General features: G+C 38.5%; 11 protein-coding genes. 4 read left to right on the top strand and 7 right to left on the bottom strand.

What is annotated here, in order from left to right; all coding sequences use genetic code 11:
• Positions 1-89: 89 nt before the first annotated feature.
• Positions 90-1,697, bottom strand: a complete 1,608-nt coding sequence (locus AOR04_RS20720; protein WP_096794551.1) for an NAD(P)/FAD-dependent oxidoreductase — start codon at positions 1,695-1,697, stop codon at positions 90-92.
• Positions 1,698-1,892: 195 nt separating this feature from the next.
• Between AOR04_RS20720 and fdxA the strand changes: the two genes are divergently transcribed.
• The gene (fdxA, locus tag AOR04_RS20725) at positions 1,893-2,216 is read left to right on the top strand and encodes a ferredoxin FdxA (RefSeq protein WP_007376373.1); all 324 of its coding nucleotides are present in this window, start codon (positions 1,893-1,895) and stop codon (positions 2,214-2,216) included.
• A gap of 147 nt (positions 2,217-2,363) precedes the next feature.
• The gene (locus AOR04_RS20730) at positions 2,364-4,607 is read left to right on the top strand and encodes a carbohydrate binding family 9 domain-containing protein (RefSeq protein WP_096794662.1); all 2,244 of its coding nucleotides are present in this window, start codon (positions 2,364-2,366) and stop codon (positions 4,605-4,607) included.
• A 269-nt stretch (positions 4,608-4,876) separates the two neighbouring features.
• On the opposite strand, the gene AOR04_RS20735 is transcribed toward AOR04_RS20730, so the two are convergent.
• Complete coding sequence (locus AOR04_RS20735; RefSeq protein WP_050484169.1) at positions 4,877-6,055, bottom strand: IS4 family transposase; 1,179 nt, start codon at positions 6,053-6,055, stop codon at positions 4,877-4,879.
• Between the two features lie 464 nt (positions 6,056-6,519).
• Between AOR04_RS20735 and AOR04_RS21975 the strand changes: the two genes are divergently transcribed.
• Both AOR04_RS21975 and AOR04_RS21980 read left to right on the top strand, forming a co-directional pair.
• Entirely contained in the window at positions 6,520-7,287 is a 768-nt protein-coding gene (locus tag AOR04_RS21975) for a hypothetical protein (RefSeq protein ID WP_232525548.1), read from the top strand.
• Positions 7,269-8,444, top strand: a complete 1,176-nt coding sequence (locus AOR04_RS21980) for a putative bifunctional diguanylate cyclase/phosphodiesterase (protein ID WP_232525549.1) — start codon at positions 7,269-7,271, stop codon at positions 8,442-8,444. The genes AOR04_RS21975 and AOR04_RS21980 overlap by 19 nt, the downstream gene beginning before the upstream one ends.
• Positions 8,445-8,473: 29 nt before the next feature.
• Here the strand turns inward: AOR04_RS21980 and AOR04_RS20745 are convergent, their stop codons facing one another.
• From AOR04_RS20745 to betI, 5 genes are all read right to left on the bottom strand, one after another.
• The gene (locus AOR04_RS20745) at positions 8,474-9,175 is read right to left on the bottom strand and encodes a TorF family putative porin (RefSeq protein WP_096794552.1); all 702 of its coding nucleotides are present in this window, start codon (positions 9,173-9,175) and stop codon (positions 8,474-8,476) included.
• 9 nt (positions 9,176-9,184) lie between these two features.
• Positions 9,185-10,402, bottom strand: coding sequence for a BCCT family transporter (locus AOR04_RS20750; protein WP_033038804.1), 1,218 nt, complete (start codon positions 10,400-10,402; stop codon positions 9,185-9,187).
• Between the two features lie 158 nt (positions 10,403-10,560).
• On the bottom strand, positions 10,561-12,228 hold the full coding sequence (gene betA, locus AOR04_RS20755; RefSeq protein ID WP_096794553.1) for a choline dehydrogenase: 1,668 nt from the start codon (positions 12,226-12,228) through the stop codon (positions 10,561-10,563).
• A gap of 11 nt (positions 12,229-12,239) precedes the next feature.
• The gene (gene betB, locus AOR04_RS20760) at positions 12,240-13,703 is read right to left on the bottom strand and encodes a betaine-aldehyde dehydrogenase (RefSeq protein ID WP_096794554.1); all 1,464 of its coding nucleotides are present in this window, start codon (positions 13,701-13,703) and stop codon (positions 12,240-12,242) included.
• A gap of 1 nt (position 13,704) precedes the next feature.
• Entirely contained in the window at positions 13,705-14,280 is a 576-nt protein-coding gene (gene betI / locus AOR04_RS20765) for a transcriptional regulator BetI (protein WP_007376366.1), read from the bottom strand.
• Positions 14,281-14,456 lie beyond the last annotated feature (176 nt).

The raw sequence follows: 14,456 nt of genomic DNA on the forward strand, positions 1-14,456 counted from the left end.
GGTGCTTGAGGTGTTATTATTTTCTATACATTTAGCACAAAAAAACCTCACAAAGTGAGGCTTTTCGATAAACAGCTTAAAAAAGAGGTTTAAGCGTTTTCTAACATAGACAGTGCGACTGCTTCAGCTGCTTTAATACCATCAATACCCGCTGATAAAATACCGCCAGCGTAACCTGCGCCTTCACCTGCAGGGTAAAGCCCTTTGGTGTTAATACTTTGGAATGTTTTATCACGCTTAATACTAATAGGCGACGAAGTACGTGTTTCCACACCGGTTAATAAACCGTCGTTAGTTGAAAAACCACGAATTTTTTTATTAAACGCTGGTATCGCTTCGCGAAGGGCATCAATTGCAAATTGTGGTAACACTTTACTCAAGTCAGTTAACTTAATACCAGGTGTGTAAGAGGGTTGTACTTCTCCTAAATCTGCAGATGATTTACCTTTTAAGAAATCTCCAATTAACTGCGCTGGTGCATCGTAGTTGCTACCACCAAGCTCATACGCTTGCTCTTCAAGTTTGCGTTGTAAGTCTATTCCAGCAAGTGGATTACCAGGGAAATCTTGCTCTGGTGATATACCTACCACAATAGCGCTGTTAGCATTGCGTTCACTTCGTGAATATTGGCTCATACCATTGGTAACAACGCGGCCTTCTTCTGAGGTTGCCGCGACTACTGTGCCACCTGGGCACATACAAAAGCTGTAAACGGTGCGGCCATTGTCGCAATGATGAACAAGTTTATAATCGGCAGAGCCTAAAATTGGGTTTCCTGCATTTGTACCAAAACGACATTCATCGATCATTGATTGTTTATGTTCGATTCTAAAGCCGACTGAAAATGGCTTTGCTTCAACATAAATCCCTCTTTTATGGATCATATCAAACGTGTCACGTGCACTGTGGCCAACGGCTAATACAACATGGCGAGTGTTTAGTTGCTCGCCATTTGAAAGTGTTAAACCTGTTACTTGTCCGTCGTCTAAATGAATATCGTCAACACGTGTACTAAAGCGAATTTCACCACCGAGTTCTATTATGCGGGCACGCATTTTTTCAATCATGGTGACAAGTTTAAACGTACCAATGTGTGGCTTACTTACGTATAAAATTTCATCGGGTGCGCCTGCTTCTACAAATTCAGTAATGACTTTACGACCATAATGTTTTGGATCTTTTACTTGGCTGTATAATTTACCATCTGAGAAAGTACCTGCGCCACCTTCACCAAACTGTACGTTTGATTCTGTATTAAGTGTGCGTTTACGCCAAAAGCCAAACGTGTCTTTTGTTCGCTCACGTACTTCTTTCCCGCGCTCTAAAATAATGGGTTTAAAGCCCATTTGGGCAAGTAATAAACCTGCAAATAAACCACAAGGGCCGAAACCAATCACGACAGGACGCTCTTTGATATTATTATTAGCGTGGGCTACAAATTTATAACTTGTGTCTGGCGCTACTTTTACATGTTGGTCTTTTTCGAATTCGGTGAGTAGATCGGCTTCGTTATCAACTTCTATATCGAGTGTATAAATAAGTAAAATAGCTGATTTTTTACGTGCATCATAACCACGTTTAAACACATTAAAACTGTGCAATTGTTCAGGTTGGATTTTAAGTTTATTTACAATTGCTTGACCAATTGCATCTTCGTCATGATCAAGTGGCAGCTTTATTTCGGTTAAACGTATCATTTATATCTCTTTTAGGTGTCATAGCGGGGTTTTATCTACCGCTCACAATAAGGGGATGCAGGGCACAAAGAGTGTGCAAACATAAGGCGCGTATTTTACGTTAAAATAGCCTGATATGGCACTTATTTATTGTATTTTTGGGATTGATGGGTATGATCTACAGCTGTTGTTTAAAATAGTAGGTGTTAAAGTATTATGGCGTTTGTCGTTACTGAAAATTGTATAAAGTGTAAGTACACCGATTGCGTATCAGTGTGCCCAGCAGATGCATTTTTTGAAGGCCCTAATTTTTTAGCTATTAGCCCAATTGATTGTATTGATTGTGGATTATGTGTACCTGAGTGTTCAGCTGATGCTATATATCAAGAAGATGAATTACCAGAATCTCAAAAAGAGTTTACTGAGTTAAATGCAGAACTTGCACTTGTATGGCCACGTATTACACAAGTAAAACCTGCACCAGAAGATGCTGACGTATGGAATGGTATAGACAACAAACTTAAGTTACTCGAAACTTAATTATCATTTTAAAATTAGTCCTTTATTATTAATTCGTTAATATTTAGCATAATAATCTTTGCAAGGTATTAACAAATGTACTCGCTTAAATTACAATTCATCCTATAAATTACTCACACCGAGTAAAGCAAGTTTAAATGGATGTTTATGCAACTCTTTATAACCATAATAAAAAAAATTATTTTTATACTTTCAAGTTTTTCTTTATTACTATCCAGCCTAGATGTAGCCGCTGAAAAACAGCAAGTATCCTTATCCCGCATTGATTCAAATATCACCGTTGATGGTGTTATGGATGAAGCGCATTGGAAAGATGCGACACGTGTTTCCTTACTCTACCAAGACGAGCCTAATGAAAAAGGCACTCCTCCTGTAAAAACTGATGCCTTTATCTATGAAGATGGCACAAACTTATATGTTGCCTATGTTGCACAAGACCCAGACCCTACGCAAATTCGTGCATCACTTCGTGATCGTGATACGCTCTGGGAAGACGACGTAGTTATTCTTGTTATTGATACATTTAATGATGAACGCAGTGGCTATGAATTCCATGTGAACCCGCTGGGCGCGCAAGGCGATATACGAATGACCGATACCGATGGGTGGAGCTCTGATACTTCATGGAATGCTATTTGGGATAGCGCAGGACAAATTAACGAGAAAGGTTATGTTGTTGAAATGCGTATTCCTTTTAAAGCACTGCGTTTTCCTGAAAATAAAAATGAGCTAACGTGGGGTTTTTCTGTAATGAGAAACTATCAACGAGATGTATTATATCAGCTATCAAACATGGGCTTTGACAGAAATGTGAAATGCAGCCTTTGTCAGTTTGATAAGTTAGTTGGCTTTAGTGACATTGAATCTAGTAAAAATATTCAATTAACACCCACGTTGACGGCACTTCGTAACGATAACAAACCTGAATTACCGGGTGATTGGAATAATGGCGATATAGACACTGAAGTGGGCTTAGATTTACGCTGGGGTTTAACAAAAGACGCTGTTTTAAACGCAACAATTAACCCTGATTTCTCGCAAGTAGAAACAGACTCTTTAGAACTTGATGTAAACACAACCTTCTCTATTTATTACGCTGAAAAGCGTCCTTTCTTTTTAGATGGTGCTTCTTACTTTAAAAGCAGCTTATTTGAACTTTTATACACGCGTACAATTGCAGAGCCTAATTTAGGCGCAAAATTAACGGGTAAAACAGGCAATCATAGTTATGCTTTAATGCTGGCTGACGACGACAACAGTAATATTTTACTGCCAACGAATCAGGGCTCTGGCTTTGCAAGCTTAAACGAAAAAACGAATGCGGTGGCTGGGCGTTATCAATATGATATTGGTCAGCAAGGTACTATTGGACTTTCAAGCACACATAGAGAAAGTGATAGCTACCATAATACAGTATTGTCAGTTGATGGTAGTTATTGGTTTAATCAATCGGATACTCTTTTGTATCAAGTATCGACGGCTGATACTCGCAACTCGGCGTTTTTAATTGAAAACTATAACTTATCTGAAACTCAGTCAGATGAAGCTTATGCCTTAGAACTTACCCGCGATAAACGTGATTATAAATTGTTCGCCTCTTATGAAAATATTGGGCAGGATTACCGCACTGATTTAGGTTATCAAGCTAAAGTCGATTATGAAAAAGTAGGCTTAGGTGGCGGACAAACATGGTACAGAGATGAGTCAGATTTACTTACCTCATGGTCATATGAAGCTGACTGGGATAAAACGTGGGCGCAAAACGGCGACTTACTTGAAGAAGAATACGAAGGTTTTTTAAGCTTCAAAGGTCAAAAACAATCCATTTTTGAAATTGGTTTAGTGCACCGTTATGAAAATTATAACGATAATTTTTATAATCAAAATATTGGATATATTTACACTGGGTTCAAACCTACTAAAGATTTAAAGCTTTCGTTATATCTTGAATACGCTAGCCGAATTGATTATGCGAATGAGCAGATTGGCGATGTGTTTGATACCCAAACTCAAGTAATATGGGATATTAACGACCACTGGCAGCTTGATGTGAAACATAATTACAGCCAATTAGACAACCCACAAGGGGATCGTGTATTTACAGCGAACTTGGTTGATTTTAGGCTTCATTATAAATTCAGTATGCGTTCAATACTTAAGTTAATTTTACAATTTGAAGATATAGATCGTAACGAAAAAGCTTACTTTTATCAGGTTAGTCAAACTAATAAGGATTATGGTAGCCAGCTTGTTTACTCATATAAAATTAACGCACAAACATTATTTTATTTAGGGTATTCAGATAGAGGGTACCAAGACGATTCACTTAAAAATATTGAACGAGATCAGCGTACGTTTTTTACAAAAGTTAGCTATGCATGGCAACTTTAAAGTAGCTAAAACGAGGTGATTAATGCTTATTAGTCACCTCGAAAGACTGTTACAATTTTATTTAAGTACAATAATCATATGTATAGTTTCGAGTTTAATAGTAAATTTCTTTTACTAGGGCCTGTTGACCTTCCAGGATTAAAATTTGTTCAATCTAGGGGCGATTTAATCGCGGCGTGAGGTTTGTAACCTAGCGGGCTAAGTCAAAACCAAGCAACAAAGAGTAAATTGCCCCTAGGCAGAACCCTTCGGGCTGAGGGATCCCCACTTTATCCAGCGGCCTCTTTTTGATAATTAGAAATAAAGTTTTTTAAACTTTTTTCTATATAGCTTTGTGTAATACGTCTCTTACATAGCTTTATGACTTGCTTGGCTAAGGTTAAAAATGAAAGAACTCGGCGATTCTTAACACTATTTGCTTGAAATTTTATATGCCACTTTCTTTTTTCTGCTTCACACCCTATAAACCATAACGCAGTGCTCGCTATTGTGGCTATCAAGCATAATATTCCTATTCTATTTATGCCGGTGCTTTTACTAAAACGCCACGAAAAACCATATCTCAAACTTTTGTCATCGCGGAAATTTTGCTCTATTTGCATTCTTTTACTATATAAACCAACTACTCGCTTACTCGTCATTGTATTGTCTGATGTCGCGAGTAACCATGGCTCTTTCGCTAAGTTTTGATACATTTTTGTATCTTTCGTAAATCTGCTTTTTCCTTTTCTTCCTTTATTTTTTCCATGATATACGTGTAAAAATGCATCGCATGCTGTCGGGCTGGACTGAGTTAGTCGTGCTTGACCTAACGCCTTTGGTATATCGCTGGCACCAGCCCTAAGTTGTTTTAATGTATGCCATTGTGATTGCATGGCTAGTTTACACTTCATTGAGCCTCTTAATCGACCTATCATATGCCAACCAAGTTCGCGTACTTTACTATACCAAGGCGTAAGAAAGCCGCCGTCTGTTACAATATAGACACTAGGATGTCGTCCAAGCACTTCATAAAGTTCATCTAAAAACAGGCTGTTGGTTGCTGGGCTATCAAAATTCTTCTGCTCAACAATCATGTTATAAATCACGATAGAGCGCCCATCCACAAGTAAGCTTGCTCGCAGTAAGTGATAGTCGTGACCACAGGCACCGCTCCAGTCAACGGCAATTGCAAGCATTGGTAAAGAGTCGATAATAGGATGAGCTAATGCTTTATAGATAGCGACCCTTTCATTGTAGAGGTGAGTATTTTTTAAGAAGCGATCAACGCGTTTTATTTTATGTTTTACATCCACAGCGCCAGACAAATTTCTGCCGATTTCAGTTAAGGTAAGTTTATTGCCCGAAATTAATGCATTACTGCAGCTTAGTAATGTTTTTACTCTGGCATTATTGAATGGCGCTAATGCATGTTTAAAGTACTTATGGCAAACTGATGTGTCAGGCATAGCAGTTGTGACTTATGTGGGTTGTGGTGATTTACATAAGATCATAAATTGCTGTGCCTGTCACGTTTTGGGGATTCGTCAGCCCTTCGGGCAGCGCATGTTTGGCATTTATTCCACGTTATTGCCTATTTATGGGAAATAACCACACTACATAGACTCTGCCTTGCCTAAATACCAAACAGACTGCTGCAAATTTAACCTCGAAAGATAAACAGCCCCTAGCAGATTTAAATTTTCAGTAAAGGTAGTGTTTGCTGAACTACTTCCTCAATAAAATTAATTCAACATAGCAAGTACATAGGGTCTTCGTTTTGTGAAGAACAACGCTCATATCTATCGTTTTTACCTTCTATAGCACTGAAAATAAACACATCAAAAGACACCTTATATTGGACAATATCGAATTTAAAGCTTACGTTTAGTAGTATAAAAAGTTGATAATATTAAACAAAGGCATATCTTTAATGCATGTGAGCCCTCTAATAGAAAAAGAATTAAATGATAGTGTGCGGATCCTTTATTTAAATGCCTACTCTGGATTGTTTATATCTTTTATTGCTAGTACGGGCATAGTTTTTGGTTTTAGTGATAAGTCTTTTACTTCAGTTACCGATAAGCTTATTTGGTGGTTTATCATGGTTGTTGTTTTAGGGATCCGTTTGATAGATGTTTACTATTTTAAACGAAGCAGTAAAGCAGCGAGTTATGTTGATTTATATAGATTCTCTTTAAGTGTAACCCTCACGGCGTTGATTTGGTGCTGTTATGGATTGTATTTCCATTCATCTTTCAGCGTCCTAGAGCTTACAAGTATAATCATCATTTTTTCTGCACTAGGTGGTGGCTCTGCAAATATTCTTTCAGCGCATCGACCAACATGTTTTATTTACGCATTTTTGTTATTGATACCATATTCAGTGCTACTGACCCTATCTGAAGAACATTATCAAAATGTATTAGGAGTATTAGGTATAGGCTTTGGGTTTGTTACGCTTATTGCTTTACACAAGGCTGCAAACTTTACGCAAAATGCCATCCATTTAAAAAATCAAAATATTGAACTATTAGAACTGATGGAGCAGCGTGTCGAATTACGAACACAAGAAATTTATCATCTATCAAATAGCGATTCCCTTACTCAATTATTGAATAGAAACGCTTTTTTAAAAGAGTCAAAAAAAAGCTATCGCGATACCCTAATGAATCATTTGCGTTGTTATTTATTGACTTAGATGGCTTTAAACATATTAACGATACTATGGGGCATGAGGTTGGCGATCAGATTTTAACAAAAACTGCCCAGAGAATTTCAGCAGTGTGTAGCCAAAATGAGTATAAGTGTCGATGGGGAGGTGACGAATTTTTATTACTTACTGATTATAACTGTAAGGATAAAACTAATGATTTTGCAAATAAAATCATTAGTGCCATTACACAAGTACACTCGAATAGCCATTACAAAGCGGGAATAGGTGCAACGATAGGTATTGCATTTTATCCTGAACATGGCAGTGATTTGGACGAATTAATTCTAAATGCAGATATGGCGATGTATCATCAAAAGCGTATTAATAGAGGAAAAATTAGTTATTTTGATGATAATTTGCGTATGCAACTTGAGCGTATAAGACGCTTAAATGACAGGCTTTCTTTTGCGGTACAAGACGGAAGTTTATCGCTTGTTTTTCAACCTATTATAGATTCGAATACAAATTTCCCCAGTTCAGTTGAAGCACTTTTACGTTGGCAAATGGATGGTGAACCGGTTCCACCGGATGAGTTTATTCCTATTGCAGAGCAATATGGGATGATTAGTGAAATTGGACTCTGGGTTTTAAAAAACGCGTGTATTCAAGGGCTCGAGTTTCAAAGAATCATTCCCGATTTATCAATTAGTGTTAATGTCTCTGTTATGCAGCTTCAAGGGCAAAAATTTGTTGTTGAAGTTGCTGATATTTTAAGAAAATTTAGCTTTCCAGCTGATAAGTTACATATAGAAATCACTGAGTCAGTATTTGCTAAGGATAAAAGTACATTTTTATCAACGGTTAAATCTTTGCAAGAGTTAGGGGCTAGGATATCGATAGATGACTTTGGTACTGGCTATTCATCCTTATCAAGTATGTTAGATATTGGTGTGGATATCGTAAAAATAGATAAAACGTTTATTCAAGATGTCGATAAAAAAGGTCTGAGTATAGTAAATGCAGTGGTACAAATGGCCAGTTCACTTAGCTTTGATGTGGTTGCTGAAGGTGTTGAGACAATTGATCAGAGCGAAAAGTTATACAGTTTAGGCGTTTCGCATTTACAAGGTTATTATTTTTCTAAACCGTTAGATGCGAGTTCTTTATGCGCTTATCTTGAGAGTATAAAAAAGGCTTCATAAGAAGCCTTTTAATTATTGATGTGTTTTACTTACAAATCAAAAGTACGTGATATGGCAAGTACGATACGCTCATCTGCGTAATCGTAGTCAAGGCTCGTATTTTCAGCCGCCACTTCAATACCAAATCCTTCATAACTAGTTAGATATGCTAAACGGTAATGGTTGTATGATTTTTTCTCGTTAACGTCCCACGCCCATTTTTGGCCATCAAGTGAGTTTGATATATCAAAACTTGCACGTAGTGCATGATTTGGAGCCAGCTCATAGGTGTGTGCAACCATTGAGATTACATGACCTCCACCTTGACCAAAGTAATCCCAGCTATACCAAAAGTTAAGCTCAGTTTGGCCGTATTCACTCGCATAGCCAAACTTAGTGTATGCTTCAGCGTAGTTACCATCGCTGTTATTACCTTGATAAGTGTAATAAGCAATACCGTAGTCAACGCTAAACTGCTCATCAAGCTGCACATACTTGCCTACATAAGCATCAAGTTCAAAATCAGTGTCATCACCAAAATCTACATTTGACGCCCAAACACCGGCGTATACACCACTATCAAAAGCATAATCTAAGCTGCCTTGAATTGCAGGGTCGCTATCTGTCTGTGTTACACCATTAAATGTGTAGTCAGACGCTGCCGTGATTGTTGTTGACCAATCAGCAGCTGCCGTTGTTGATAAAAGTGCAAATGGTAGTGCTACTACAAGTTGTTTTAGTTTGTTATTCATTGTTTATCCCTAGTGTACTGTGTCTATTTTTGTGTAATCAATCTTGTTTGCTTTTGGTGAGCTGTCTATATTTTTGACTGTTTTAAATTTACTGTATCCAATAAAAGCAGCACACAGAAAGAATAGTCCAATAACTAATGCGCCTACCCACTGAATTTGTAAAAACTCTAGTTTAAATAATAGTGTTAATAGAGACAGAGCGACAACATTCCCAAGTATATATTTCATTTTACCAAAACGTTTAACAGTAAGGTTTAGGTTATCTGTATATAAACGCACTAACGAGTCGAGTGAGTTGATTACAAATACAATACCTACAAATACCATAGCAAAGTTTTTAATACCTTGAGTTGGGATCCCTGCTTCATGGTAGTGATAAAGTACGCTAAACCATATCGCAATAGGAATAGAAGGGAATATCAACATCGCACCTAATACTTGGTATGTTTTAAGTCCACCAACAAAGCGTGATGTAAATTGACCAATCATTATGCTCCACGCAAACCACCAAAATAAGTAAAACTCATGGTAATCATTCAACGGTAAAACAAATTCGTTAATGTTGGCAAAGTAAGTGCCAATTGAGCCCAAGTTATTAGTAAACGCAGACATTTCACTATCACCAATAACAAACGCGCCAACCCACATGAAACCTATTAACGCTAAGAATAACCACGTAGTCGCAATACTTAAAATACGCACATATTTAATGTCGGTGCTTGAGTACACTGCAAAACAAATCGCAGCAAATACAATTAAATAAAACTCGCTAACTACACTTGTACCGTCACCTAATTCGGGTAAGTACCAAGGTAAATTTGTAAGTAGTAAATAAGCGGTAAATGCACATGTGCCAATAATTACAACATTATTGATAAATTTGACCCAAGGAATTTCGAAAAATTTAACTTTAGGTTCTATTACACAGAAATAAAAGCACGTAAGAAAGTAAAATCCCCAGATCAAGAATCCCCAATAGCCAAATTCAATAGCCAGTGGATTTGCAAACGCGTATTCTGGGCTTGCTTTTATGTCTGCATAACCTGCAAACTCAGTTAAAGGAAACATAATAAGGCCAACATCAAGGCCTGATGTAAATAGTATCGCTATAAACGTAAAGGTTTTTACCGGTGTTACACCTACTACACGTACATTACCCCATTTAAGTAAGATAATAACAACTGCGAGTAAAGTAAAAATGATGCCTGCATTAAGCCAAATAGTCATTGTTACCCTCCAATAATGAATAAAAATAATTCATAAGCACTCCGTATTTTATTGTTTTATTCTCGCATTAACACAACGTAACCTATTTACATCGTGTGCCACTGCAAGGCACGCTCAGGTTTAGCCCGACGAGGCTAAACCTGAGCATGTGGCTAAAGTTAGATCTTTGAACTACGTTGTGTTTCTTGCCAGTTTGTTGTTATGGCAACATTCACATCCGATTTCTGTAATGGGTTTTTACCCAAAATTATGTCAGCTGCTTTTTCGGCAACCATAATAGTAGGCGCATTCAAGTTTCCGTTAGGAACTGTTGGGAATATAGAAGAGTCAACAACACGCAGTCCTTCAATACCATGTACTTGCGTATTTGAATTAACAACGGCCATATCATCTTCACCCATTTTGCATGAGCAAGAAGGGTGGTAGGCACTTTCTACGGCTTGGCGAACAAAAGCATCTATTTCTTCATCTGTTTGAATATGTTTACCAGGTTGAATTTCTTCATCGCGGTATTCATCAAAGGCACTTTGTTCGATTATGTCGCGTGTTAAGCGAACGCACGCTCTAAAGCCTTCAATATCGTCTTGGTGTTCAAGGTAATTAAATAAAATAGTTGGTGGCTGCTCAGGGTTCGCAGAAGCAATAGTAACACTACCGCGACTTTTTGGTTTGTTATGACCAACATGCACCTGAAAACCATGACCTGCAAATGCACTTCTACCATCGTAACGCATAGCCGCTGGTAAAAAGTGATACTGAATATCTGGCCATTCAACACCTGGTTTTGAGCGAATAAACGCACACGATTCAAAATGATTCGTTGCACCTAAACCCGAACGCGTTAATAACCAGCGCGCGCCAATCAACCCTTTTGAAACAATGCCTAGCTTGCCGTTAAGCGTGATAGGTTGCTTACACTTGTATTGAAAGTAAAACTCAAGATGATCTTGTAAGTTTTGACCTACACCTGGTAGATGATGCTGTACTTCAACGCCTGCTTTTTCAAGCGCTTGAGTATCACCAATACCAGAGAGTTGTAAAATATGTGGAGAGCCGATTGGGCCTGCACTTAGTACAACGTCTTTTGCAGCATGTGCAGTTTTAACGTCGCCATTTACTTTGTATTCAATGCCTGTGGCTTTTTTGCCATCTAAAATCACGCGCTGTGCGAGTGCACCTGTAATAATCGTTAAATTACTACGCGATTTAACAGGGTCTAAATACTCACGCGAAGCAGAGCTGCGCACGCCGTCTTTTACGGTCATGTGCATTGGGCCAAAACCCTCTTGCTGCGATGCATTATAATCATCTGTAGAAGCGTAACCGGCTTGCACACCTGCTTTGATAAAGGTGCGGTAAAGCGGGTTTTTCATTTCGTTGCCGTTATTAACGCCAAGCGGGCCTTTTCCACCACGGTAAGTATTTTCACCAAGGTAAAAGCTTTCTGCTTTTTGAAAATACGGTAAACACGATTGGTAATCCCAGCCGTTTGCACCGTGTTGCTGCCATTCGTCAAAATCTTTTGCGTGGCCACGTACATATACCATGCCGTTGATAGATGACGAGCCGCCTAATACTTTGCCTCGAGGACAATGCATTTCACGGTTATCTAAATGAGGCTCAGGCTGCGTATGAAACTGCCATGCGTATTTGTCACTATTCATAGGAATAGATAACGCGGTTGGCATTTTTATAAAAATACTTTTATCGCTACCGCCAGTTTCTAGTAGTAACACGCGGTTACTTGAATCTTCAGATAAACGGTTTGCTAAAACACAACCCGCCGAACCCGCGCCAACAATAATATAGTCGTAATGATTACTCATAGTAGGGCGCCTTAAAATGGGCTTTCTATGTCGGCCATACCAACATAAATAGACTTAGTTTGCGTGTATTGATCAAGAGTTTGTATACCATTTTCACGGCCAATGCCCGATTGCTTATAACCGCCAACTGGCATTTCAGCAGGTGAGTTACCGTATGCATTAATCCAACAAATACCAGCTTGTAACTTATGAATAACGCGGTGCGCACGTTTAATATCGCTAGTAAATACGCCTGCGGCCAAGCCTAGGTGAGTTGCGTTAGCGCGTGCAATAACATCGTCTTCGTCGTCAAAAACAAGCACGCTCATTACAGGGCCAAATATTTCTTCTTTAACGATAGTCATATCGTCGTTGCAATCAATGAACACAGTCGGTGCTACAAAATAGCCATTAGGTGCAGACTCAGGTGAAAGCGTTGTACCACCAGTTAATAGCGTTGCACCTTCTTCAATACCTTTATTAACGTAGCTCATTACTAGTTCTTGGTGCTTTTTAGAAATAAGCGCACCAAAGTTTGTATTTAAATCTTGTGGGTCGCCGGCAATAATGTTTTTCTCAGTGCGCGCTTTAAGTTCATCAATAAACTGCTGATAGATATTTTTATGAACGTAAATACGTGTACAGTTAGTACAAATTTCGCCTTGGGTATAAAAGTTACCTAACATAGCCGCGCTAACCGCTTGCTCAATGTTAGCATCATCAAATACTAATAGTGGAGATTTACCACCAAGCTCCATCGTTACATCTTTTAAAGTACCGGCAGCACTTGCCACTACTTTTTTACCAGTGCCTACTTCACCTGTAAACGATACTTTATCAATCTCGTTATGCTGCGTTAGCCACTGGCCTACATCACCAGCACCTTGAACAACATTAAACACACCTGCAGGTACGCCAGCTTCAACAAATACTTCTGCAAGTTTAATAGCGCCAAGAGGTGTTTCTTCAGATGGTTTGAATATAAATGCATTACCAGCAGCAAGGGCAGGGCCCGACTTCCAACATGCAATTTGTAGTGGGTAGTTCCATGCACCAATACCCGCACATATACCTAGCGGTTCTTTACGTGTGTAGTAAAAGTCATCACCCACCATTTGCTGTTGGCCTACTTGTGCTGGCGCAAGGCCTGCAAAGTATTCAATTACATCAGCGCCGGTTTCAATATCAACACAATTTGCCTCTTGCATTGGTTTACCGGTGTCTAGTACTTCTACAAGTGCTAGCTCATCATTACGCTCGCGTAAAATAGCCACTGCTTTTAATAAAATGCGGCTGCGTTCAATGGGTGTCATTGCTGACCACTGAGCAAAGCCTTGCTTTGCACTGGCAATGGCTGCGTTTTGAATAAATTCGTCGGCAATCTCTACTGCGTAAATAACCTCGCCCGTAGCTGGGTTTGTTACATCAAATGTTTTGCCGCTTTGGTTTGCAAGAAAATGGCCGTTAATAAAATTTTGATAGACAGGTGTAGTCACGCTAGGCTCCATATTGCTTGATAAGTGAAAGTACATAGCTTTTTGCTAACTTTTCACTGTGTTTAAACTGATTATTGTCTGACTTACTCAGTACTGCTCTTAACCATAGGCCATCGATCATCGCGGCGCTAAGTTCTGCAGCTTGATTTGCTTGCTCAATAGGCATTAATTGCTTAAAAGAAAATGCTAAATTACTTTGCAAGCGTTTACTGTTTACGTTTTGTAGTCTGTGTAATTCTTCATCGTGCATCGATTGCGCCCAAAAACTCAACCACGTTCGGGTTGTATCATTACGCTGTTGTACAAGCGCAAAGTTGGCTTCGATAATAAACATTAAACGCTCAGTGGCAGTGGTTTGATGACTTACTTTACTTATTAAGCCTTGCTTTAAGCTTGTTAGTAAGTATCTAACCGTGGCTTCAATTAACCCCTGCTTTCCACCAAAATAATGGCTAATGATACCTGATGATAAACCTGCATTTTTACTAATGCTGTTTATCGTTGTGCCTTGAAGTCCCTTAGTAGCAACTGACTCTATAGTTGCGTCAATTAGCTGCTGACGTCTAACAGGTTCCATTCCGACTTTAGGCATAATTATTATTAATTGAACGTTCAATAAAGATAAGCTTAAGGTAATAGTTCTAACAATTCAAGGCTGAAGTAAATACCTAGATGCCAAAATGTAGATTAATCATTAATAAAAGTGCAATTAATAAGGCAAAGAAGATGAGGTTTTTATTTGTTTAATTTCAT

The sequence above is a fragment of the Pseudoalteromonas sp. 1_2015MBL_MicDiv genome (assembly GCF_002407505.1).
Taxonomy (GTDB): domain Bacteria; phylum Pseudomonadota; class Gammaproteobacteria; order Enterobacterales; family Alteromonadaceae; genus Pseudoalteromonas; species Pseudoalteromonas fuliginea.

What these genes read in the sequence shown, in the direction of transcription:
- fdxA (WP_007376373.1), top strand. Translation starts at nt 1,893, where the DNA reads ATGGCGTTTGTCGTTACTGAAAATTGTATAAAGTGTAAGTACACCGAT.
- betI (WP_007376366.1), bottom strand. Translation starts at nt 14,280, where the DNA reads ATGGAACCTGTTAGACGTCAGCAGCTAATTGACGCAACTATAGAGTCA.
- AOR04_RS20750 (WP_033038804.1), bottom strand. Translation starts at nt 10,402, where the DNA reads ATGACTATTTGGCTTAATGCAGGCATCATTTTTACTTTACTCGCAGTT.
- AOR04_RS21975 (WP_232525548.1), top strand. Translation starts at nt 6,520, where the DNA reads ATGCATGTGAGCCCTCTAATAGAAAAAGAATTAAATGATAGTGTGCGG.
- AOR04_RS20730 (WP_096794662.1), top strand. Translation starts at nt 2,364, where the DNA reads ATGCAACTCTTTATAACCATAATAAAAAAAATTATTTTTATACTTTCA.
- AOR04_RS20745 (WP_096794552.1), bottom strand. Translation starts at nt 9,175, where the DNA reads ATGAATAACAAACTAAAACAACTTGTAGTAGCACTACCATTTGCACTT.
- betA (WP_096794553.1), bottom strand. Translation starts at nt 12,228, where the DNA reads ATGAGTAATCATTACGACTATATTATTGTTGGCGCGGGTTCGGCGGGT.
- AOR04_RS20735 (WP_050484169.1), bottom strand. Translation starts at nt 6,055, where the DNA reads ATGCCTGACACATCAGTTTGCCATAAGTACTTTAAACATGCATTAGCG.
- AOR04_RS20720 (WP_096794551.1), bottom strand. Translation starts at nt 1,697, where the DNA reads ATGATACGTTTAACCGAAATAAAGCTGCCACTTGATCATGACGAAGAT.